We start from the raw sequence: 23,159 nt of genomic DNA, 5'->3' as shown, positions 1-23,159 counted from the left end.
AAAAAGAGCTGCCAGAAGGTAGCTCTTTTTCTATGATTTAAATAAAGTTTGCGCGTATTCGCTAGGGCTTATTTCATAATGTTGTGTAAAAGCTCTTGAAAAATAATGTATAGAATTAAATCCTAACATAAATGCTATCTCACTAATAGTATATTTATTTTCCTTTATTAATTGCTTACTCTTTGATAGCTTCAAGTCATTAATATACTTTTTAGGTGATATATTTAAATTGTTCTTAAATAGTACTTGTAGCGATGACCTTGAAATTGAAAACTTACTACAAAGCTCTTCAATACTAATTGGACAAGCTATCTTTTCATTAATATATTCTACTATTCCTTCTAATATTTCATCTTGGAAGTGTTGCTGTGACTCTTTAGGTAATTTGCTAGCATCAACTCCTAGATAATCATATTGAAATAATCTAATTATTATTTCATGAAAATTACTTAAAATAAGATTTTCTGAATATGGTATTGTACTTGATATATTTTTTGCAAAAGTTCTTACTGCCTTATACAGTTCTTTTCTACAATGAAATACTTTATTACATATTAATCTATCATCATCACATTCCATATCAAACATAATTGTTAAGTATGAACAAGCTGAATCACTATTTACAGATTGTGTATGGAATTGGTTTTTACCATATATAATTAAATCTGATGAATTTAATGTATAATCAACACCATCAATAGATGTATTTAAAGTTCCATTATCAACAAAGGTTAACTCAAATAAGTTATGCCTCTCCCCTTTAAAATTATAATTTGGACTTTTAATGGTATAATAATAAGCCATTATTTCCGGAATGTTTATAGTAGGCAATATTCTATTATAAACATATGGGGGATTTAAAAACTCAAGTTTAAGGTTGTATCCCGATGGTATTATTAAATTAAAAGTAATTTGATCCGTCATTGAAATAATATTAAAGTACATATTAGGTTTAATTTCTAATTTTCTATGAACTGCGAACAATTTGAAATCACCACTATTGGAATCACTTATTAATATTGATGCCATACCTTTAACTATTTCTATATATGTTGGTTCCGAAAATTTGTACAAGCTAGAAATAACTTTATCACTAGTTACAATTTGCTTTAATATTAGATCTTCTTTACTTATATCCTTAGCTTCATCATAAATTGAACCATACTTTCTAAACTGGGCACTAGTTGTTTTATCATACATACACATCACCTCACTATAAATTGATAATATCATTTTTAAATAAGACTTTTACTACTCCTTATTGAATATCAAATAGTTATACTTATTTATTTTTATAATATATTAATTAATTCATTCACTAATTAGCTACTATATTATCATAGTCTTTATATTCAATAAGATCTAAGTAAGGCTGCAATTATGGTAATACTAATAGATATTAAATTAGGATTACCAATATATATACTTATAATATCATTAAATTTATATTTTTACAAAACTAATTCCAATTTGTAAACGTTGTTAAAAACAATAAAATAAATACTAAAAAGTATAAAGATTGTTATTTATTTTAATAATATAATAGTAATATAATCAATGGAAACAAAAATGTTTTCATAAAAAAGGGAGGTGATATTATGCCAAATATTATATTAACAAGAATAGACAATAGATTAATCCATGGTCAAGTTGCAACTCAATGGTGTGGATCAATTGGGGCAAACCTAATACTAGTTGCAAATGACGTGGTGGCAGAAGATAAGCTAAGACAAGGTCTAATGGATATGGCTGCACCATCTTATGCTTCAACTCGTTATTGGACATTAGAAAAAACTATAAGTACAATTCATAAAGCTAGTGCTAAGCAACTTATATTTATAGTTTGTGAAAATCCTTCTGATGTATTAAAACTTGTTGAAGGTGGAGTTCCAATAAAAAAAGTTAATATTGGAAATATGCATATGGCAGAAGGCAAAAGACAAGTCGCTGGCTCTGTTGCAGTAGATGACAAAGATGTAGAAGCATTCAGAAAGTTAAAAGAATTAGGAGTAGAACTTGAAATTAAAAGAGTTCCTACTGAAAATTCAGAAAGTATTGATAAGATTTTTAAATAATTTATTACGGGGGGGAATACTAAATGGATTTTAATATTATACAAATTCTATTGGTTGCAGTATTTGCATTTATTGCAGGTATCGACCAATTCAGTTTCTTAGAATCATTGTATCAACCAATTGTATCCGGAGCTGTTATTGGTGCAATTCTTGGAGACTTACAAACTGGACTTATTGTAGGTGGTACTTATCAATTAATGACAATAGGTAACATGCCTGTTGGAGGAGCTCAACCTCCAAACGCTGTTATCGGAGGAATAATGGCTGTAGTATTTGCCATTTCTTCAAAATTAGAACCAACTGCTGCAGTTGGGCTAGCAGTTCCATTTGCGTTAATCGGACAATATTCTGTTACTTTATTATTTACAGTTATGTCACCATTAATGTCAAAAGCTGACAAATATGCAGATGAAGCAAATCCAAAAGGAATCGTAGGACTTAACTACTTTGCAATGGCTGCTTTAGGAGCATTCTTTGCTCTTGTAGTTGTTATAGGTTTAGTAGGTGGCGCTGCTGCTGGAGATGCACTAGCAAGCTTCTCTGATAAATACGCTTGGTTCATGAAAGGACTTGGAGCTGCTGGTGGAATGATGCGTTATGTTGGATTCGCAATCTTATTACGTATCATGTTATCAAATGACTTATGGGGAATTTACTTTGCAGGGTTTGCACTTGCAACTATCATAGGTAAAATAGAAGGTTTAGCTGGATCAGCATTATTAATAATTGCATTTATTGGAATTGCAGTATGCGTTTATGACTTCCAAACTAATGTAAAAATGAAATCTGCTGTTGGAAATATAGGAATAGGAGGAGATGACGAAGATGGAATCTAATAACACATTATATAAAGATTTGACTCCTGCCAAACAACTTGATAAGAAAACTTTAAACAAAATGGTTTGGCGTTCATTATTTTTACAAGCTTCATTTAACTATGAAAGAATGCAAGCTGCTGGATGGTTATATGGAATATTACCTGGATTAGAGAAGATTCATACTGATAAGGAAGATCTTTCAAAATCTATGAAACACAACTTAGAGTTCTTTAACACTCACCCATTCCTTGTAACTTTTGTTATGGGTATAATTATGTCATTAGAGCAACAAAAAGCTGATACTAATACTATTCGTGCTGTCCGTGTTGCTGCAATGGGACCTTTAGGTGGAATTGGAGATGCTATTTTCTGGTTCACATTAGTTCCAATTACTGCTGGTATAACTGCTAATATGGCTATTAATGGATCTTTAGCTGGGCCAATATTATTCTTATTAATATTTAATGCTGTTCAATTTGGCATTAGATATTGGTTAATGCATTGGTCATATAACTTAGGTTCAAAAGCAATTGATATCTTAACTAAAAATGCAAAAGAATTTACACGTTCAGCTTCTATGCTAGGTGTATTCATAGTTGGAGCACTTACTTCAAACTATGGTGCAACAAAATTAGCCATTGAAATACCAAATGGAGAAGCTCCAATTAATATACAAAATATATTAGATGGTGTTCTTCCTCAAATGATTCCACTAGCTTTAACATTAATGTTATTCTACTTAATCAAGAAAAGAAAATGGACTCCTGTTGCATGTATAGGTTTATTACTTGTACTTGGAATAGTTGGTGCTTTACTTGGTCACTTATTCGGATTCACAATGTGGGCTTAATATAAATAAAAAGAGGACTTGCTATTTACTAGCAGTCCTCTTTTTTAGTTCACAGTTTACAGTGCACAGTTCACAGTGCACTGTAAACTAGAAAAAACTGTGAACTGAACTGTGCACTGTGAATTCTTAACTGAAAAAACTGTGTGTTACCTATATCTTATACTCTTATTTTAATATTTCTTTTACATTATCAGGTACAGTATTACCAGCTAAAGTATATGCTAATAAAACAGATCCATTCCAAGGATCAAGTTCAGGCTCTTGTAAATAACACTTTAATCCAGATTCTTTTATCATTTCTTGCAATGGCTCTAAAACATGCTTACCTGCTTTAAACACTCCACCAGTATATGAAACAACAAATTCTTCATTGAAATTCAATTCTTTTGATATAGCAGATATATGCTCAAATATAGCTCTAGCTGCATCCTTAAAGATATTTTTACAAGCTGAACAGCCTGCTTCTGCTGCTAAAAAGCATATTGTTGAGAATTTAGCCAGTTCTGTTCTATTGAACTTTAATCTGTTAAATGCAATATCAACTATTTCATATTTATATGATATGTTATATTCCTTTTCTAATATATCAACTAAAACTGTTTTTTCACTTCTTCCATCTTTTTGCTTTGTATATTCATTAATAGTTCTTAAAGCAATCCAGTAAGCACTTCCATCATCACCTATTCCTGGTCCAAAGCCACCACACCTTGCAAGCTTTCCTTCTGCATTTCTTCCATAAGCTATACTCCCTGTACCTGCCACTACATTTACTCCTGGCTTACAAGCAGTTCCTCCAGCCCATCCATTTACAGCATCATTATCAATTGAATATGGTACTTCCATAACTTCCTTTATTGCTTTATCAATTTTTACCATATCATCTAAGCTTTCACCATACCCTGGTACCCCAGCAAAAGCATAAGCAATATCTTTTGTAGATATGTTTACTTCTTCACATATCTTTGAAATATTTTCTTTAAGCTGGCTTTTTATTCCTTCTACGCCAACCTGATGAATGTGTATAGTTGATCCTTCTCTTTCACATACCTTTTGTAAACCCTCATTTACTAATAGGTATTTTGTTTTAGTGCCTCCACCATCAATTCCTAAATAATACATTGTTTTTCCCCCTACAATATTTATATTATTTGATTAAGCATATTAAATGTACTATTACGCCCCTTATTATCTATAATCTACATTTCTTACTTTATATTTTATATTAAAACTTATCAATTTAATTATATATTTATTATTATTAAATTCCAATAGTTATAAAATGCGAATATAAAGGCTACGATAAATTATATTAAGAATTTAACTTAATAATGAATTATGTTATTGGTAAAAAATAATTGGTGAGTGACATTAAAATTTAGTTAATTGTAGCAAACTATAATTGAGCCTATTCCACGTTACCTTTTACCTAAGAAGCTTGATTTGCAAAATAAATCTATAGTTTACATTTAGTACTTGTTACCTGATACCTGTTACCTATAAAATCAAAACAACTGTGAACTGTGCGCTGTGAACTATATAAATTTAAACTTCAATTTTATTTTCTCTCGCGTAATAGAACAAATATTGCTGAGCCATTCCTGATAATGCTCCAAATTTATCTCTTGCAAATATTCTCATCTTATTTAGAGATACATCTGGTGCTACATAAAAATGAATCATAGCCCTTTTAACCCATACATCTACTGGGAAGGATGAATGTTTTGCCATTGAAAATAGCATTATACAATCAGCTACTTTAGCTCCTACTCCCATAAATTTTTGTAGGGCTATATGACATTCATCATCACTTAATGACTTAATATATTCTAAATCAAAATCTAATATTTCTGGTCTTTCTTCATACTTACTAGGACTTACTTTCATATCTTCTTTAACTTCTATGGCTTCATTTACTTTTTTAATTGTATCAACTATGTATTTACTTCTGAAAGATGCCCCTGTTTCTTGTATTTCTTCTAGTTTGGCTTCCTTAATTGCTTTTGGAGTTGGGAATGTATAATATTTATTTCCTTTATATTCTATTTTTTCTCCCCATTTTTCACATATCTTCTTAACAGTTTTCTTTATTGAAGGAATACTGTTTCTTGCAGATATTATAAAACTTATAAGAATTTCAAATGGATCTTGATTTAGAATTCTAATTCCATATCCAAATTCAACACTTTTTCTAAGTATTTCATCTTTTGCAAGAACATCTTTTATTTCATCATAATTTCTTTCTAAGTCAAAATAATTCTTCCATATATTATTAAAGTCTTCTTCATTTGAATTTAGTATAACAACTTCATTATCATTTTGTATTACTTCTATAACTCTTCTATACGCAATAATGATATAATTGTTATCACTTACTTTTTCCCATCTAAAACATTGTCCACACTCTAATATCTGCTTTATGTTAAAGTTCTTTACACCTTGTATTATTACCTTGTTATCTTCAAATATTGTATTTTTAAAATCCATTTCCTCACCTCATATATGTAATTAATATATCCCTAATATATTATTTATCCCCGAGATATAAAAAACTATTCTAAATCAGTTATCCTTTCCCCCAAAAGTATAACTAAATATTAATGGTTTTTATCTTTATAAATTATATCATATCACTAATAAAAATGGATAATTAATACTTAATAATAATCTATATAATTTAAATAAACTATTAACTATTTATATAATTTGCCTAATATTTACTTATATATAAATAAAGATAGAGAAATTAAATAAACTTCTCTATCTTTATAAGCCTCAACAAATAAAATTATATTTTTATAATGGAATCTTAGTAATTATAGAATCCTCTTCCAGTTTTTCTTCCAAGATATCCAGCTCTAACGTATTTTCTTAAAAGACTACTTGCTCTGTATTTGCTATCTCCTGTTTCATTGTATAAAACATCCATAATAGCTAAGCATACATCTAATCCTATAAGATCTCCTAATGCTAGAGGTCCCATTGGATGATTTGCACCATATTTCATTGATGTATCTATATCTTCAACTGATGCTATTCCTTCTTGAAGAATAAAAGTAGCTTCATTAATCATAGGGATAAGTATTCTGTTAACAACAAATCCTGGAGCTTCAGCTACTTCTACTGGTTCCTTACCTATTGCCACTGATAATTCCTTAACAGCATCAAAAGTTTCTTGAGAAGTTGCTATTCCTCTAATTACTTCTACTAACTTCATTATAGGTGCTGGATTAAAGAAATGCATACCTATAACTTTATCAGCTCTCTTTGTTGCTGATGCAACTTCTGTTATTGATAAAGATGATGTATTAGAAGCTAATATAGTAGATTCTTTACAAATTCCATCTAATTCAGCAAATATTTGCTTTTTAATTTGCATATTTTCAACTGCAGCTTCTATTACTAAATCACAATCTTCAGCAAGAGCTAAATCTGTAGTTCCAGTTATTCTTGCAAGTATAGCTTCCTTATCTTCTTCACTCATTTTTCCTTTAGCAACTAACTTAGTTAATCCTTTGTTGATTCCGTTTATTCCTCTTTCAACAAATTCATCTTTTATATCTCTAACTATTACTTCATATCCTTTTTGAGCAAAAGCTTGAACTATTCCTGCTCCCATAGTACCTGCGCCTATTACAAAAATCTTTTCCATCTTCAAAACCCTCCTATTTTTAGTTTTCTTTCATTGCTTTTACTTGAGCTGTCATTTCTGGTACAACTTTTAATAAGTCTCCAACTATTGCATAATCAGCTGTTTTCATTATTGGAGCTGATGCATCTTTATTTATAGCTATTATTAAATCTGAATCTTGCATACCTGCAACGTGTTGGATTGCTCCTGAAATACCACAAGCTATATATATAGTAGGTCTTACTGTTTTACCTGTTTGACCAACTTGATAATCTCTTTCTATCCATTCATTTTCTACAGCTGCTCTTGAACCTGCTACTGTTCCGCCTAGTGCGTCTGCTAATTCTTTTAAAATAGCAAAGTTTTCTTTTGAACCTACTCCTCTACCTCCTGATACGATAAAGTTAGCTTCACTTATATCAACAATATCTTTTGCTTCTTTTACTATTTCAACTATTTTTGTTCTTATATCTGAATCTTGTAATTTAACTTCTACTTTTTCTACAGTAAAGTTTCTATCTTCATCAGCAAGCTTTGAGAAAACTCCTGGTCTTACTGTAGCCATTTGAGGTCTATGATCAGGGCAAGCTATTGTAGCCATTAAGTTACCACCAAATGCTGGTCTTGTAGCTAATAAGTCAGCTTTTTCAACATCAACATCTAAAACTGTACAGTCAGCTGTTAATCCTGTTGATAATCTTGCAGCTACTCTTGGACCTAAATCTCTTCCTATGAAAGTTGCACCTATAAATAAAATTCCTGGCTTTCTTTCATTTGCTAAGTCACAAATAACCTTTGTATAACCATCAGTTGTATAGTGTTTTAATAATTCATTTTCTGCAACTATAACTTCATCTGCTCCGTGTCTTCCTAATGTATCTGCTAAATGATTTATATTATCTCCTAATATTAATGCTGTTAATTTTACTCCTAATTTGTCAGCAATTTTTCTTCCTTCACCAAGTAATTCTAAAGAAACTTTTTGAAGTTCCCCTTCTCTTTGCTCAGCAAATACCCAAACGCCTCTGTAATCTGCCATACTCATCTTTTTTTACCTCCCATATATCTTAGATATAGTGCTTTTCCTTTAATTTTCCTAATACATATTTTGCAGCTTCTTGTGGGATTTCATTTATTATTTCTCCAGCACCTTTAGCTTCTTTAGTCATTGATTTCTTAACTTTTGTTGGTGAACCTTTAAGACCTAACTCTTCTTTATTCACTTCTAAGTCATCTGCTGACCAAATTTGTATTTCCTTTTTAGCTGTTTCAAATATATATTTAACATTCATATATCTTGGTTTATTTAATTCTTTTATAGCTGTTAAAAGAACTGGTGTGTTAACTTTTATTAACTCATATCCATCTTCTAAAGCTCTATTTACTAATAATCCATCTTCTTCTACCTTAACATCTTGAACATATGTTACTTGAGGTATATCTAAATGTTCTGCAATTTCTGGTCCAACTTGAGCAGTATCTCCGTCTATAGCTTGTCTTCCTGCGAAAACTATGTCATACTCTAATTTTTTTATTGCTCCAGCTAAAGTTTTTGAAGTTGCTAATGTATCAGCTCCTGCAAAAGCTCTATCTGTTATAAGTATAGCTTCATCAGCTCCCATACATAATGCTTCTCTTAACGCATTTTGTGCTTGAGGAGGCCCCATACTTACTACTGTAACCTTCCCTCCTACATTATCCTTTAAAGTCAAAGCTGCTTCTAATGCGTGCTTATCTTCTGGATTTATTATTGATGGTACACCATCTCTTATAAGAGTTCCTGTTTTTGGATCAATTTTAACAGCTGTTGTATCTGGAACTTGTTTTAAACAAACTACTATATTCATTTATAAATCCTCCCCTATTATCTTAAAGCGTTTCCTGAAATAACCATCTTTTGAACTTCTGAAGTTCCTTCGTATATTTCAGTTATCTTAGCATCTCTCATCATTCTTTCAACTGGATATTCTTTAGTATATCCATATCCACCAAATATTTGAACAGCCTTAGTTGTTACATCCATAGCTACTTCTGCTGCATAAAGCTTAGCTCTTGCTGCATCTACTGAATATGGAAGTTTTGCATCCTTTAAGAAAGCTGCTTTATAAACTAAATGTCTTGCTGCTTCAATCTTTGTATCCATTTCTGCTATCATCCATTGTAATCCTTGGAAAGCTGCTAATGGTCTTCCAAATTGTTTTCTTTCTTTCATATAATTAACTGCTTCTTCAAAAGCACCTTCTGCAATTCCTAACGCTTGTGCTGCTATACCTATTCTTCCTCCATCTAGAGTTTTCATAGCTATACCAAAACCCTTCCCTTCTTGTCCAATTAAATTTTCCTTTGGAACTCTACAGTTACTCATAACTAATTCAGTTGTTGAAGATGCTCTAATTCCAAGCTTATCTTCTTTTTTACCTATTGAGAAACCTTCAAAAGCTTTTTCAACTATAAAAGCTGAAATTCCTTTTGTTCCCTTACTCTTATCAGTCATAGCAAATATTATGAATGTTTCTGCTACTCCACCATTAGTTATAAATATTTTTGATCCATTTAATATATAATGATCTCCGTCTAATACTGCAACAGTTTGTTGTCCAGCTGCATCTGTACCTGCTCCAGGCTCTGTTAATCCAAATGCTCCAAGTTTTTTACCTGTTGCAAGGTCTGATAAATATCTTTCTTTTTGATCTTTATTTCCAAATTGATCTATTAATGAAGCACAAAGAGAAGTGTGAGCAGATAATATAACACCTGTAGTTCCACAAACCTTTGATAATTCTTCTACTGCTAAAATATAAGAAAGTGTATCTCCACCAGCTCCACCATATTCTTTAGCAAATGGAATTCCTAACATTCCTACCTTAGCCATCTTCTCAACATTTTCCATAGGGAATCTTTCTGTTTCATCAATTTCAGCAGCAATTGGTTTTACTTCATTCACAGCGAATTCTCTAACCATTTGTCTTACTAATTCTTGTTCTCTAGTTAATTGAAAATTCATTTATTATACCTCCTCGATATTGCACCCTTTTTACTTATATTATCTTTTAAATATTGTAAGTTAGTTATAGTTATTTTTTTATTTATTTAAGAAGTTTTTATTTCTCTTTTCTATAAATGCTGTCATTCCTTCTTTTTGGTCTTCTGTAGAGAAGCATTTTCCAAAGTCTTCTGCTTCTATTACAATAGCACTATCCATATCAACTTGCATTCCTCTATTTATAGCATCCTTACAAAGTTTAACTGCTATTGGAGCATTTGCTATTATTAGGTTTGCCATAGCTCTTGCTTCATCCATTAAGCTTTCTAGTGGAACAACTTTATTAACTAATCCTATTCTAAGAGCTTCATCTGCTTTTATCATTGCACATGTATAAATAAGTTCTTTAGCTTTTCCTTCTCCAACTAGTCTTGGTAATCTTTGAGTTCCACCAAAACCAGGTGTTATTCCAAGACCTGCCTCTGGTTGAGCAAATCTTGCTCTCTCTGAAGCTATTCTTATATCACAAGCCATAGCTAATTCACATCCACCACCAAGTGCAAATCCTGATATTGCTGCAATAACAGGTTTGTCCAATTTTTCTAATCTTCTGAAAACTTTGTTTCCTAAAAGACCAAATTCTTTTCCTTCTTCCTCTGATAGATCTTTCATTTCTGAAATATCAGCTCCAGCAACAAAAGCCTTTTCTCCTGCCCCAGTTAACACTACACAATAGATATTTTTATCAGATTCTAAGTTTTCTAAAACTAAATCTAAATCCTTTAAAGTTTCTGAATTTAATGCATTTAGTGCTTTAGGTCTATTAATTGTAACTATAGCTAGATTTCCTTCTTTTTCAAGAATTATATTTTTTAATTCCACAATAAAATCCTCCTTTATCTTGCTTATCTTATATTAAATTTGTTTAATAAAAACGATTATTATCTGAATATTTCTAAATTTATAAGTAATTATTTTTATTTTAGTGTGTATCATAAATCAACAATTTGTTAATCTTATAACAATCTAAATTAAAAAATAATTGAAGCATTTGCTTCAATTATTATTATAAACTGTTAAATTTCCTTTTGCAATAACTATTTGTAATTTAATCCAAATAAAAAATGTAATTACTTACTTTCATCCTTATCATGCAGTAAATATATCAATGTTAGTAAACTTTCCGATAAATGAACGTTTTCAACTGTCACTTCCTCTGGTACTAATAAATCTACAGGTGCAAAGTTCCATATACCTGTAACACCATTTTCTACTAATATGTCACTTACCTTTTGTGCATTTATTCTTGGAACACAAATTATACCTATATCAATTTTATTATCCTTTAGATAATCTTTTAACACATCTATATCTTCTATCTCAATATCTCTTATTCTCATTCCTATTAATTTGGGATTTGCATCAAAAATGGCCTCAATATTTAATCCTATTTGAGAAAATCTACTATAGTTAGCTATCGCTTGCCCTATATTTCCTGCACCTATTATTATACCTTTATATTCTTTATTCAAACCTAAGATCAAACTAATTTGATTATATAAATCTTTTACGTTATATCCATATCCTTGTTGCCCGAAATCACCAAAACAATTTAAATCTTGTCTTATTTGAGATGCAGTAAAGCCTATTTTCTCACCTAATTCTTTTGAAGATATTCTATCTACATCATTTCTTAATAATTCTTGTAAATATCTATGATATTTTGGCAATCTTTTTATTACAGCCATAGAAATATTCTTTTTCTTATCCATAACAATCTTCTCCTAATCCTCTTTATTATTATATATTAAAATAATACTATTCTTATTTACAATAGTTATTTTACCACTATTATTAGAAATTTAAAACATATTCCATCATATGTTAAAGAAACTTATAAACTTATAATATTATCTTACTTTATATTTTATTATCTCCATTTTAATATGTTTTTTATTATAATTCCATATTTTTATTGTTTTTTAATTTTATTATAAAATAATAAAAAATAAGACTTATGTATAACGTAGCAGATCCGTTATACATAAGTCTATTTAATTTATACAAAGCTTCTACGTACTTTGTAAACAAGATAATGATCTTGTATGCTTCCCTTTGCCTAAAAAGTTCTCAACCTAGTTTATTATATTTAATATGATGAAATTTGTCAATAAAAAAAGTTTACCTATGAAATTTTGTTTATTTTAGACATCTTGTTGAATTTATTACCGCAATTACAGTAACTCCAACATCTGCAAATACCGCTTCCCACATATTTGCCATTCCAAAAGCACTTAAAATTAATACAAGAAGTTTTACTCCTAATGAAAAGATTATATTTTGCCATAAAACCTTGTTTGTTTTTCTTGCTACTTTAATTGATGTAACTAACGCTTCAGGATCATCTTTCATTAGTACTACATCTGCTGCTTCGATAGCTGCATCTGAGCCTATACCACCCATAGCAACTCCAATATCAGCTCTCGCTAAAACTGGTGCATCATTTATTCCGTCACCTACAAATATGACTTTTCCTTTAGTTGAGTTATTTTTAATTAACTCCTCCACCTTTTCAACTTTGTCTCCTGGTAATAATTCAGCAAATACTTTATCAACACCTACTAATGCTGCTACTTTTTCTCCTACTGACTTATTATCTCCAGTTAACATAACTGTTTGAGATACACCAATACTCTTCAATCCTTCTATTGCTGATTTAGAACCTTCTTTTATCTCATCTGAAATTACTATATTACCCTTATATTCATTATTTATTGCTACATGAACTATTGTCCCAATTGAATTTACATTATTATATTTTATATTATACTTTTCCATTAGTTTGTAGTTTCCCACTAGTACATCTAAAGAATCTATATATGCTTTAATTCCATGTCCTGATACTTCTTCATAATTACTTAACTTTTGTGAATCTATTTCTTTTCCATATTCTCTTATAATAGATTGTGCTATTGGATGATTTGATAAACTTTCTGAAATAGCTGCAACCTTTATTAATTCTTCTTTAGATATATCAACATTATTTATTTCTGTTACCTTGAATACACCCTTAGTTAATGTTCCTGTTTTATCAAAAACAACAGTATTAACATCTTTAAGTGCTTCTAAATAATTTCCACCTTTAACTAATATACCTTTTCTAGATGCACCACCAATTCCTGCAAATAACCCAAGAGGAATTGAAACTACTAATGCACATGGACAAGATACTACTAAGAATATTAATGCTCTATAAATCCAATCATAGAAATTTGCATCTTTAATTAGTAAAGGAGGTATTATTGCTAATGCTAATGCTGAAAATACAACTATTGGAGTATATACTCTAGCAAATCTAGTAATAAATTTCTCAGTAGGTGCCTTCTTATTAGAAGCATTTTCTACTAACTCTAGTATTCTAGAAACTGTTGATTCTTTAAAGCTTTTAGTAACTTTTACCTTTAAGACACCATTAGTGTTTATAAAACCTGCTAAAATATCTTCTCCTACTAAAACTTCTCTTGGCACTGATTCTCCTGTAAGTGCTGATGTGTCAACAAAGCTTATTCCTTCTATTACAATACCATCTAATGGCACTCTTTCCCCTGGCTTTATTACTATTAAATCATCTATATTCACTATTTCTGGATTAACTTTTTCTTCCTTGCCATTCTTTATTAGATTAGCATAGTCAGCTCTTATATCCATAAGTGAAGTAATTGATTTTCTTGACTTATTAACTGCATATGATTGGAATATCTCTCCTATTTGATAGAATAACATAACAGCTACTCCTTCTGGAAACTCTCCTACAAAAAATGCTCCTAAAGTTGCTACTGTCATTAGAAAGTTTTCATCAAAAACTTCCCCTCTTAATATATTCCTAAAAGCAGTTAAAACTACATCTCCTCCAATTAAAACATAACTGCTAGCAAAAAGAATTATTGATATAGGATACTCTTCTTTGAAAATTATAGCAAGTACATAAATTGCAACCCCTATTATCAATCTAAGATTTTCTTTTAGACCTACTGCATTCCCATGAGAATGATCATGTGAATGTCCATGGGAGTGTTCATGTGAATGACTGTGTGAATGTTTTTCATTATGGTTATGACTTTCTTTATCAATATCATTTTCCGGTTTACAACAAGACTCACTTGTACACTTCTTAACATCTTCTTTGTTAATTGCTCTATTTTCATCCTTATCAAATACTTTAACACCTGGCTCTAATTTATTTACTATAGATTTTATTTCTTTAATTGCATCTTCTCTTTCTATTGTTCCATTTAGCTTTATAATTAAAGTAGATGTTGCAAAATTTAAAGTAGCTTCATTAATACCATCTAAGTTATTCACTTTTGTTTCTATTTTATTTGCACAATTTGCACAATCTAACCCTGATAAAATTAGTTTTACTTCATTACTACTCATACTTTTCACCACTTTCTTATTCTATAATATGCTTAAATCCTTCATCAAATATATGCTTAACATGATCATCTGCCAATGAATAATATATAACTTTTCCGTCTCTTCTAAACTTAACTAATCTATTTGATTTTAATACTCTTAGTTGATGTGAAATTGCTGATTGTGTCATACTTAATAATGCTGCTAAATCACATACACATAACTCTTCTTGAAACAAGGCACATAATATTTTTATTCTTGTAGAATCACTAAAAGCTTTGAATAAATCAGCTAAATCATATAAACTTTCCTCATTTGGTATAGATTCTTTTACTTTCTCAACAACATCTTTATGAATTATTGTACAATTACAACTTTCTAATCTATTTTCTTCCATAATATCCTCCTTGAACATATGAGCAATTGTTCATATGTTTGTTTGATAATATTATATGCTAACTTTCACAAAAATGTCAACTATTATAAAGATATTCTAATTAAAATTTTTAAAAAAAATAGAGAGTCATTGACTCTCTATATAACTAAGGCAATATGCTCTTTTAATTTTTGATTTAAAACTACTTCATTTAGTACCATATTTATAACTGTTGTACAAATATGACTAGCAAAAAGTAAATCTTTTTCATAAGAAATTTTACCTTGATACTCTTTTTGTAAATTCATAATATATTTTCTTATTTCTTCTGAGGTTAGATGATAATTTATATCTTGTTTAATATTATAACCTTTAGAAAATTTATTTAAGTCATTTTCGTATAGTACATGCTCTTTCATAGCATTAGCACTTTTAAATTCCCATCTTTGAAAGTGAGGAATACAAAAATAATCACATAAGAAGTGACATACAACACCTAATTCTTGATTAAATTTATTTGGTGAATACCTATTATAAATATCATCCAATGTTAACGAAGATAAAAATTCTATTTTTTTAGTAATCATATTAAAACTTTCATCTATATAATGTTTTTTAAATTTATATTTTGATACAGAATCAGGTTTTAAATTACCCCATATAAAATGTCCTTCATTTATTATAAAGACTTTATCTTCTTCTACACTATTTATGAATTTTTGTGCTAAAGCTTTGTGAGTATTCATCATCATAGTTTCTCACCTCGCTTTTATTTTATATTTATATGATAATACTATTTCAAATAGAAAACAAATATGTTTTTCTGTATATATGTCCACTTATTATCATATAAGATTTAAATTATCTTTACTAACTATTATAAATAACTATCCATTTTTTGTTAATTTTATTTTTAATTATTTACTTACTTATTAAAATATATTTTCTTAACTTTGTGTATTTTTAGTATCTTATTTTAATTATTTGAATATATGTATTTTTCCGCTATCATTTAGATTCTTTAAAATTATAACTATTACTGGTAATACAAATAACCCTAGGAATCCAAATATCTTTACACCTATAAACATACACATAAGCATGATTATTGGATGTAATCCTACTTGTTGTCCTACAACCTTTGGTTCTAATACATTTCTAACTACTGTTATTACAACATAAAGTATTGTTAATCCTATTGCTAAAGCTATGTTTCCCCTAATTAATTCTATTAATATCCATGGAATTACTATTCCACCAGTTCCAAGCACCGGTAATACATCTACACAGGCTATAAGAAGAGCTATTGTAATCGCCCCTTCAATTTTTAAAATCGAAAGTCCTATTGCTAATTCTATAAAAGTTAACGATATAATTATTGAATAGGCTTTTATAAATTTAAATAAAGTTCCAACTATATAGTTTTTTACTTCAAATATAATACTTGAACTTTTTTCTGAAAATTGCCTTGTTATAAAACTTGTAATACTTACATAATCCATCGCAAAGAAGAAAGATGATATAATTGAAAATATTACCAAAATAAAAAATGATGGTACTGAGGAAACTGTTGATGATACAAATAAAACTACACCAGAGGATATATTTGTTATTATTGTTCCTAATGATTTAGTTAATGAAGATATCATATCTCTAATAGCTTGCATTAAAGCTGGATCTAATTTCACTAATATTTCTTCAAAGTTACTTGATATTTGAAATATTGAAGGTTCTATTGTTGTTATATATATATTAGGTAACTTCATAAAAACTTCTTTTAATGCTACAAATATCTTAACTATAATTAATGTAAATAGTGCTCCTACAGTTGTATAAAATATTAGTACAGTTATTCCAGCAACAACTTTTCTATTAATTCGTAACTTTTTTGATATGAAATTAATTAATGGTTTTAATATAAATGCTATTCCAAACCCAACTACAAATGGAAAAAACCAACCTAATCCATATTTAATTGTTATATAAATTATTGCTGCAATAATTAAAAAATATATTGTATTTATTATAAACTCCCTTTTTTTCTCTACACCCATTATTTAATCATCTCCTAATTTTTTCTTTGATTATACAATAAATTATTTATATTTTAAATTCAAATTTTTAATATTAAGTTAAACTTAAGAAAAGTATAAAATGAATTTATTTTTGAACAATTCAAATATAATAATTAAAGATAGAGAAATATTAATACTTCTCTACCTTTATTTTTGTCATTTTAGCTTATTTCTAATTATTAATATAATTCTTAAATACATCTGTAAAATCTTTTTTAATATAATTTTCTCTGCTTATCTTCGTCCAATTAAATGCATACTCATTTATATCTTTAAATATTTGTGCAGCATTACCATCAACTACTTTACTTGATGCACAAGCACTTGCTGCTATCTTTAATGTTTCTTCAGATTTACCAAGCATAATGTCATTTTCATCTGATATATGTGATATTCTAACTAATGATTTATATAAATCCTTTAATTGTTCTATTTGATTTTTATCTACATCTATAGAAAACTTAGTTTCTCCAATAATAAATTTAATTTCACAATCTAAATCTATAGTTCCTGCGGTTTCTATAGCTACACTTCTAATAATATTTTTATAATAATCATATCTAGTTACAAGTCTCTTTTTACTTACAGCAGATGTTCCATCTACATGAATAAGCGCTAGATTAGTAAAACAATATTCATCAGTTCTTGATTTTATAAGAAAAAATATTTGCTCTCCATCTTCATGCATTATATAATCATCTGCATCTACCTTATTAAAGTCCTTTTTATCAATTATTTTTCCAATATCACTTAGTCCTAAAGCATCTGAAGCTAATTTTTTCAACATAAATAACCCCTCCAAATTTTATATTATTTTTTTATAATTTTATTTAATGTTAATCCCAAAATATGTTTCTAACACTCTGAAGATGTTCATAATTACAAATTGGACATTTGCTATTTATTACTTCTTCTTCACTTATTAAATTACATTTACCTTTACATAATTTGCATTCATAATCTAATTTAAATACTTTATTATTATCATAATTAATTTCAACATAAGGAACAGTTGATAAATCTCCGCATTTCTCACACTTTGTGTATACATTATAATGAAATATCTTATTTATATTATTATTATTAATTATAAAGTCTATAATTTCATTTTCTTTTTTAGTAAGCTCTCGTCTAAATACTTCAAAGTCTTGCGTTCTACTTCCCAATCCTTCAAATAACGTAGTACTATAATCACACTTTTTACACTGAATACTTACTCCATTTCCCAAGTTTAATCCTCCTTAATTTAATTAATCAATATATATATATTTTATCATAGATTTTATAGAATATGTTTACATAAAAATAGTTAAAATAAAATAGAGAAGCAAAAGCCTCTCTATTTTGTAATGAATAATGGATAATTAAGGATGAATAATTAAGAATTGCTAAGTTATATTTTTTATCTTTTCATAATTTTAATTCATCATTTTTTTTAACAACAGCTTTGACATCTTTCGCTATTTCCTTGGAAATTTCCGTAGTTTCATTAATTATATAAGCAATTTCTTCATGTTTCATAGAAAACTATTCGCCATCTTCTTTTAAATATTTCTTAACAATTTCAAAAAGCAAATTCTTTAAATAATAAACAGCATACTATTTCTATATACTTCAATATATTTTATTGATCTATCTAAGTTTCTTCATTTCCTAAATGCGACATTTTAATAGCCTTAATTCTATTACTCTAATTCTATTTCTATTGCCTCATCAAAAATATATTCTCTATTCTTTATTAACTCTTCTACAGACTCATATTTTTTATCAGGCCCCTTATATGGAACAATCAACAGCTTGTCTTGCACCTCGTTATCTAGGAACATGCTACATTCAATATGACCTGTAATCATATCTCCAGATGAAGTTATACCATTTTCTAATATTAATACGTTTTTATTAGTATCCATTATTGTAAATGATATATCTCTGTATTTATATTCTTCGTTTTTTATTTTTTTCTCATCCATTAGTGTAGTATTATATTTTAATACTATATCAATTGGTGATACTGCAATACTTCTTATACTATATATATATCCATTTCCTAAATCAATTACCTTATTTATATCTATCTCTTTAGTATTTTGAGTTATTCTTTCTCCATTATCATTAATACTAAATGTCCAATTACCATAAATCCCCTTCTCCTTGCCATTTTGTTTATACTCTCCCCCTGAATACTCTATATCTACCTTTATATCTTTATTTATATCTATATCTTTTAATTTTATCTGATGAAGCATCTCATATGTTCCATCATCATTATATTTATAGATTGTTGATCCTCCTTTACTAATCTTTTCACCATCTATATATATATTAGGGAAAATTGTAATTACTTTAGTTTTTTTAAATTCTCTAGTATCAACTTTTACATTAACTATCGCCGTACCTTTCTTTATTAAAAATTCATTTAGTGTAAATGTAATATCTTTATCTTTAACGCTACTTCCTATAACCTTTTTATAGTCATCATAAACTTTATTATTTTTAATACCAAGAAACTGTTCTAATTTATTTCCTAATTGTCCTATGGTGGCTCTAACTACTGTTGTATTAATAGTCATAGCTCCTACTATTAATACTGTCGATGCTACCGCTATTATCTTTCTGTTATATTTCTTTTTAATATAAATTTTTCCTCTTAACCCATTCTTCATTTTCTTCTTTTCTAAATCATTAAGTTCAATATTTTCATATTTACTAAAATCAACTTTAGTTTCATTTAATAATTCATAATCATTTTTCATTTCATTATCCCTCCTAACCAATAGTTAAATGTTTATATTTTTTTCTTAACTTTTTACGGCCTCTAGATAACCTATTATAAATTACATCTTCTTTAATACCTGTTTCTTGAGCCAATTCTTGGATAGATTTTTCTTCTATATATCTTTTTATAAATAATTCTTTATCTTCTGGTTTTAAAAAGATTAATAATTCTTCTATCTCATCACTTAGTTCCTCTTGAATAATTCTACTGTCTATAACAAGATTATTTTCAACTTGCTTTATATCAAGCTCTTCATTAAATAATTTCAAGTATTTCCGCTTATAATCAATAGACCTATATTGTGATATTGCAGCTATCCAGTTTTTTAATGAATTTTTTGAATTATCAAAACTATTAATATTATTCCAAACAGCCAATAAAACATCATCAATACATTCTTCTTGTTTATCATAAAGATTATATAAATGTTTCCTTATTATAGACGTAATTAATCCACCATAAGTATCAATTAATAATTCTAATCCTCTCTCATCTCTCTTTTTAATTAACTTAACGATTTTTTCATCTTTCATATCCTTCCTCCTATAAAAGCTTTTACACCTATTAATACGAATGATTAATTTCATTTCTATCAAATATAATTATTTTCTTAAATTTTATACGGTTCTAATTATATTGTATATCTAAATATCTAAATCCCTTAAGCTTAATATAAACTAAAATTTCAAATGGTAAATTAGTCATTAGAGTAATGGACTACCAAGAAGATAACATTTAAGAAAGAATTCTAGTATTGGTGGATTCTTTTATTTTTAGTGCTTCTACAACTTCTGGACGCTTTTTTTTATTTTTACTAATATAAAATTAACATGTATTATTTTTACAGGTCCATCCATTTTGCTCATATTCTCTCGTTCTTGCTTATAATTATTTGAGGATAATCTAAATAAGTATTTTATATTATTTTTCTCTAAGAAATCAACAAATTCAATTGATGGATATCCTCTGTCAAACACTATTATCGCTGGAATATCTTCGATTATTCCTTTTGCCGATTTTATATTTAGTTTAGCAATCTCACTTTCACTTGTCTTTATAAAGTTTATCTGTAGATCTAAAAAGAAATGGTTAAATACATCAATGATAGAGCTTATTAAAGCTCTTGCTTTTCCCTTGCAATACTGATTTCCCACTCTCCAAAAGTAGCTCTGTTTTCATCAGAGTTTGAAATCTCCACTTTACCCCCATCTATAGCAAATACAAGATAATTGTTCCAAATTATCGGTTCATCAGAGGAGTAAAAAACTTTTAAATACTCCTTATTTATAAATGAAAATACTTCAGGATTTAACTTTTTTCGTTGTTGCAGAAAACCTTGTTTTGAAATACTCATGGGAGTAACACCTTTCTCTAAAAAATATTTATGAAGTTCCATTTCTGTTGTTAATCCCTTTTTGTCAATCGTGCATAAAATAATGTCTTGTAATGGTATTTTTCTTTTTCTTATAAAAAAATTTTGATTATTTAATTTTGCATAATTTTTTATTTTATCTAAATTTATCATTTTAATTAGTTCATTAAATCATTTTTTATAAAGACTAGTCATAAAGTCGCCTCTTTACTAATTGTAACCAATTTATGATGAAAAAGTCTCAGTATAGTAAATACTAAACTGAAACTTTCTGTTAAGTTTATGATGTTGTATATAGCCTGTGATATTCTAAATACAATAAAAAATAGAGGAGTAAAATCCCCTCTATTTTATAATTGATAATGAATAATGGATAATTAATAAAATAATTTAACATAGCTAAATCATGAAAATATTATCTTTGAAATTCTTTCATTTCTTCATTCTTTCATTTTAAATATAGTCTTCATATTCAGGTTTATTAGTCAAATCATTTAGCAAGTGTTTTATTTCTTGGTCCTTATTCTTGTCCATTATCAATATAACATCACCTGCATCTACTATAACTAAATCTTTTATTCCAAGACCTATTATTAAATTTTTATCTCCAAATATTGCACAATTTTCACTATCTTGAAGATATACATTATTACTTATTTTATTATTTTTCTCTTCTTCTAAATATCTGCTCAGGGCTGAAAAACTACCTATATCATCCCATATAAAATCACTTTTTATTACAAAAGCTTTTCTTGTTTTTTGCATAATCCCAAAGTCTATTGATATTCCATCTATTAATGAATATTGCTCATTAATAACCGCTTCCTCGTCTTCTTCCCCAATATGCTTGTATATTTCCATTAGTGATTTATATAATTGTGGTAAATATTTTTCTATTTCTCTTAATATTACATCTGCTCTAAATACAAACATTCCTGAATTCCATAAATAAGTTCCTTTTAATAAAAAGTCTTTTGCAACTTCAATATTTGGCTTTTCAGTAAATCTAGCAACTTTATAAGTCGGTATTTCAGATGACTGAATCCTTTGCCCCATTTCAATATATCCATATCCAGTCTCAGCTCTTGTTGGAGTTATCCCTAGAGTAACTATACCTCTTCTTTTATTTGCTATATCTACAGCCTGTGCTAATGTTTCTATATAAACCTTCTCATACTCTATATGGTGATCAGAAGGTAACACAACCAGAATGGCATCTCCATCTTTTTTTAAAAGTTTAACGGCAGATAAACCTATACAAGTTGCAGTTTCTTTGTTTTGTGGTTCTGTAAAAATATTATTTGGATTTATATTGTGTAATTCACCTTTTATCTTGTCCTCATAATCTTTGTTAGTAACCACATAAATATTATCCTTCTTAATTAAAGGAGAAACTCTATCTACTGTATTTTGTAGAAAACTTTTGTTATTTATAACTTTTAAAAATTGTTTAGGCTTACTTGATCTCGATAAAGGATAAAGTCTTGTACCTTTTCCCCCTGCTAATATTAGCCCGTATATCAATAACTTCAACTCCATGTAAATACTATATTACATCTTATGCTAGTTATTTTGTTTTGTGTATCTACATTATCTAACACGAATAAAATCCTGTGTATTTATTTCAAAACAATTTTTTTCACTTAACCACTATTATTTTGAAAGTATAATTTTTTTATATAAGATTTCTCCAATAATTCTATAAATAATACACTTATTTTTAAAATTTCTATATGCTAAACTCAAAATAACGTTTACAAATATTGTCTAATTATTATATAAGGGGGATA

The 23,159-nt window shown here is 28.2% G+C and carries 23 protein-coding genes; 3 read left to right on the top strand and 20 right to left on the bottom strand.

The genetic code is table 11. The features are described 5' to 3' along the window. Window positions 1-30: 30 nt before the first annotated feature. A complete protein-coding gene (locus ABDZ60_RS04245; RefSeq protein ID WP_343776298.1) occupies window positions 31-1,200 on the bottom strand; it encodes a helix-turn-helix domain-containing protein in 1,170 nt (389 codons plus the stop codon). Between the two features lie 398 nt (window positions 1,201-1,598). On the opposite strand from ABDZ60_RS04245, the gene agaV reads away from it, so the two are divergent. Genes agaV through ABDZ60_RS04230 form a run of 3 tightly spaced genes read left to right on the top strand, consistent with a single transcriptional unit; the run spans window position 1,599 to window position 3,743 of the window. Next, the gene (agaV, locus tag ABDZ60_RS04240; protein ID WP_343776296.1) at window positions 1,599-2,075 is read left to right on the top strand and encodes a PTS N-acetylgalactosamine transporter subunit IIB; all 477 of its coding nucleotides are present in this window, start codon (window positions 1,599-1,601) and stop codon (window positions 2,073-2,075) included. Window positions 2,076-2,098: 23 nt separating this feature from the next. Beyond that, a complete protein-coding gene (locus tag ABDZ60_RS04235; RefSeq protein ID WP_343776294.1) occupies window positions 2,099-2,911 on the top strand; it encodes a PTS mannose/fructose/sorbose/N-acetylgalactosamine transporter subunit IIC in 813 nt (270 codons plus the stop codon). Further along, window positions 2,901-3,743, top strand: coding sequence for a PTS system mannose/fructose/sorbose family transporter subunit IID (locus tag ABDZ60_RS04230; protein ID WP_343776292.1), 843 nt, complete (start codon window positions 2,901-2,903; stop codon window positions 3,741-3,743). The genes ABDZ60_RS04235 and ABDZ60_RS04230 overlap by 11 nt, the downstream gene beginning before the upstream one ends. Before the next feature lie 165 nt (window positions 3,744-3,908). Here the strand turns inward: ABDZ60_RS04230 and ABDZ60_RS04225 are convergent, their stop codons facing one another. The 19 genes from ABDZ60_RS04225 to ABDZ60_RS04135 form a co-directional block, all read right to left on the bottom strand. Further along, window positions 3,909-4,862, bottom strand: coding sequence for an N-acetylglucosamine kinase (locus ABDZ60_RS04225; protein ID WP_343776290.1), 954 nt, complete (start codon window positions 4,860-4,862; stop codon window positions 3,909-3,911). 423 nt (window positions 4,863-5,285) lie between these two features. Next, window positions 5,286-6,227 carry a DNA-3-methyladenine glycosylase family protein gene (locus ABDZ60_RS04220; RefSeq protein WP_343776288.1) on the bottom strand — a complete coding sequence of 314 codons (942 nt, stop codon included), beginning with the start codon at window positions 6,225-6,227 and terminating at the stop codon, window positions 5,286-5,288. Window positions 6,228-6,549: 322 nt separating this feature from the next. Beyond that, the gene (locus ABDZ60_RS04215; RefSeq protein WP_343776286.1) at window positions 6,550-7,392 is read right to left on the bottom strand and encodes a 3-hydroxybutyryl-CoA dehydrogenase; all 843 of its coding nucleotides are present in this window, start codon (window positions 7,390-7,392) and stop codon (window positions 6,550-6,552) included. A 19-nt stretch (window positions 7,393-7,411) separates the two neighbouring features. Continuing rightward, entirely contained in the window at window positions 7,412-8,416 is a 1,005-nt protein-coding gene (locus ABDZ60_RS04210) for an electron transfer flavoprotein subunit alpha/FixB family protein (protein WP_343776284.1), read from the bottom strand. Between the two features lie 22 nt (window positions 8,417-8,438). Continuing rightward, entirely contained in the window at window positions 8,439-9,218 is a 780-nt protein-coding gene (locus ABDZ60_RS04205) for an electron transfer flavoprotein subunit beta/FixA family protein (RefSeq protein WP_016205739.1), read from the bottom strand. 17 nt (window positions 9,219-9,235) lie between these two features. Further along, complete coding sequence (locus ABDZ60_RS04200) at window positions 9,236-10,375, bottom strand: acyl-CoA dehydrogenase (RefSeq protein ID WP_047000079.1); 1,140 nt, start codon at window positions 10,373-10,375, stop codon at window positions 9,236-9,238. 78 nt (window positions 10,376-10,453) lie between these two features. Next, a complete protein-coding gene (locus tag ABDZ60_RS04195) occupies window positions 10,454-11,236 on the bottom strand; it encodes a short-chain-enoyl-CoA hydratase (RefSeq protein ID WP_016205741.1) in 783 nt (260 codons plus the stop codon). Window positions 11,237-11,484: 248 nt separating this feature from the next. Beyond that, window positions 11,485-12,126: a redox-sensing transcriptional repressor Rex gene (locus ABDZ60_RS04190; protein ID WP_016205742.1), complete on the bottom strand. Its 642-nt coding sequence runs from the start codon at window positions 12,124-12,126 to the stop codon at window positions 11,485-11,487. A 427-nt stretch (window positions 12,127-12,553) separates the two neighbouring features. Continuing rightward, on the bottom strand, window positions 12,554-14,791 hold the full coding sequence (locus ABDZ60_RS04185; protein ID WP_343776280.1) for a heavy metal translocating P-type ATPase: 2,238 nt from the start codon (window positions 14,789-14,791) through the stop codon (window positions 12,554-12,556). A 16-nt stretch (window positions 14,792-14,807) separates the two neighbouring features. After that, window positions 14,808-15,167, bottom strand: a complete 360-nt coding sequence (locus tag ABDZ60_RS04180; RefSeq protein WP_016205744.1) for an ArsR/SmtB family transcription factor — start codon at window positions 15,165-15,167, stop codon at window positions 14,808-14,810. Window positions 15,168-15,304: 137 nt separating this feature from the next. Continuing rightward, window positions 15,305-15,898: a zinc dependent phospholipase C family protein gene (locus ABDZ60_RS04175; protein WP_343776278.1), complete on the bottom strand. Its 594-nt coding sequence runs from the start codon at window positions 15,896-15,898 to the stop codon at window positions 15,305-15,307. Window positions 15,899-16,126: 228 nt separating this feature from the next. Continuing rightward, window positions 16,127-17,200, bottom strand: coding sequence for a sporulation integral membrane protein YtvI (ytvI, locus tag ABDZ60_RS04170; protein WP_343776276.1), 1,074 nt, complete (start codon window positions 17,198-17,200; stop codon window positions 16,127-16,129). Between the two features lie 193 nt (window positions 17,201-17,393). Continuing rightward, window positions 17,394-18,008, bottom strand: a complete 615-nt coding sequence (locus ABDZ60_RS04165) for a PH domain-containing protein (protein WP_016205747.1) — start codon at window positions 18,006-18,008, stop codon at window positions 17,394-17,396. Window positions 18,009-18,057: 49 nt separating this feature from the next. Next, window positions 18,058-18,450, bottom strand: a complete 393-nt coding sequence (locus ABDZ60_RS04160) for a hypothetical protein (RefSeq protein ID WP_016205748.1) — start codon at window positions 18,448-18,450, stop codon at window positions 18,058-18,060. A gap of 456 nt (window positions 18,451-18,906) precedes the next feature. After that, entirely contained in the window at window positions 18,907-19,974 is a 1,068-nt protein-coding gene (locus ABDZ60_RS04155) for a DUF4179 domain-containing protein (RefSeq protein WP_343776272.1), read from the bottom strand. A 13-nt stretch (window positions 19,975-19,987) separates the two neighbouring features. Beyond that, a complete protein-coding gene (locus ABDZ60_RS04150) occupies window positions 19,988-20,530 on the bottom strand; it encodes a sigma-70 family RNA polymerase sigma factor (RefSeq protein ID WP_343776270.1) in 543 nt (180 codons plus the stop codon). Between the two features lie 249 nt (window positions 20,531-20,779). Continuing rightward, window positions 20,780-21,151, bottom strand: a complete 372-nt coding sequence (locus tag ABDZ60_RS04145; protein WP_343776269.1) for a transposase — start codon at window positions 21,149-21,151, stop codon at window positions 20,780-20,782. Then, window positions 21,112-21,522 carry a transposase gene (locus ABDZ60_RS04140; RefSeq protein WP_343776268.1) on the bottom strand — a complete coding sequence of 137 codons (411 nt, stop codon included), beginning with the start codon at window positions 21,520-21,522 and terminating at the stop codon, window positions 21,112-21,114. Before ABDZ60_RS04140 ends, ABDZ60_RS04145 begins: the two co-directional genes overlap by 40 nt. A gap of 300 nt (window positions 21,523-21,822) precedes the next feature. Continuing rightward, window positions 21,823-22,893, bottom strand: coding sequence for a mannose-1-phosphate guanylyltransferase (locus ABDZ60_RS04135; protein ID WP_343776266.1), 1,071 nt, complete (start codon window positions 22,891-22,893; stop codon window positions 21,823-21,825). Between the last annotated feature and the right edge of the window lie 266 nt (window positions 22,894-23,159).

It is taken from the genome of Clostridium sartagoforme (genome assembly GCF_039521405.1).
Classification (GTDB): domain Bacteria; phylum Bacillota; class Clostridia; order Clostridiales; family Clostridiaceae; genus Clostridium; species Clostridium sartagoforme.
Note: the sequence above shows the minus strand (reverse complement) of the source record. Positions and strands in the feature narration are given on the sequence as shown.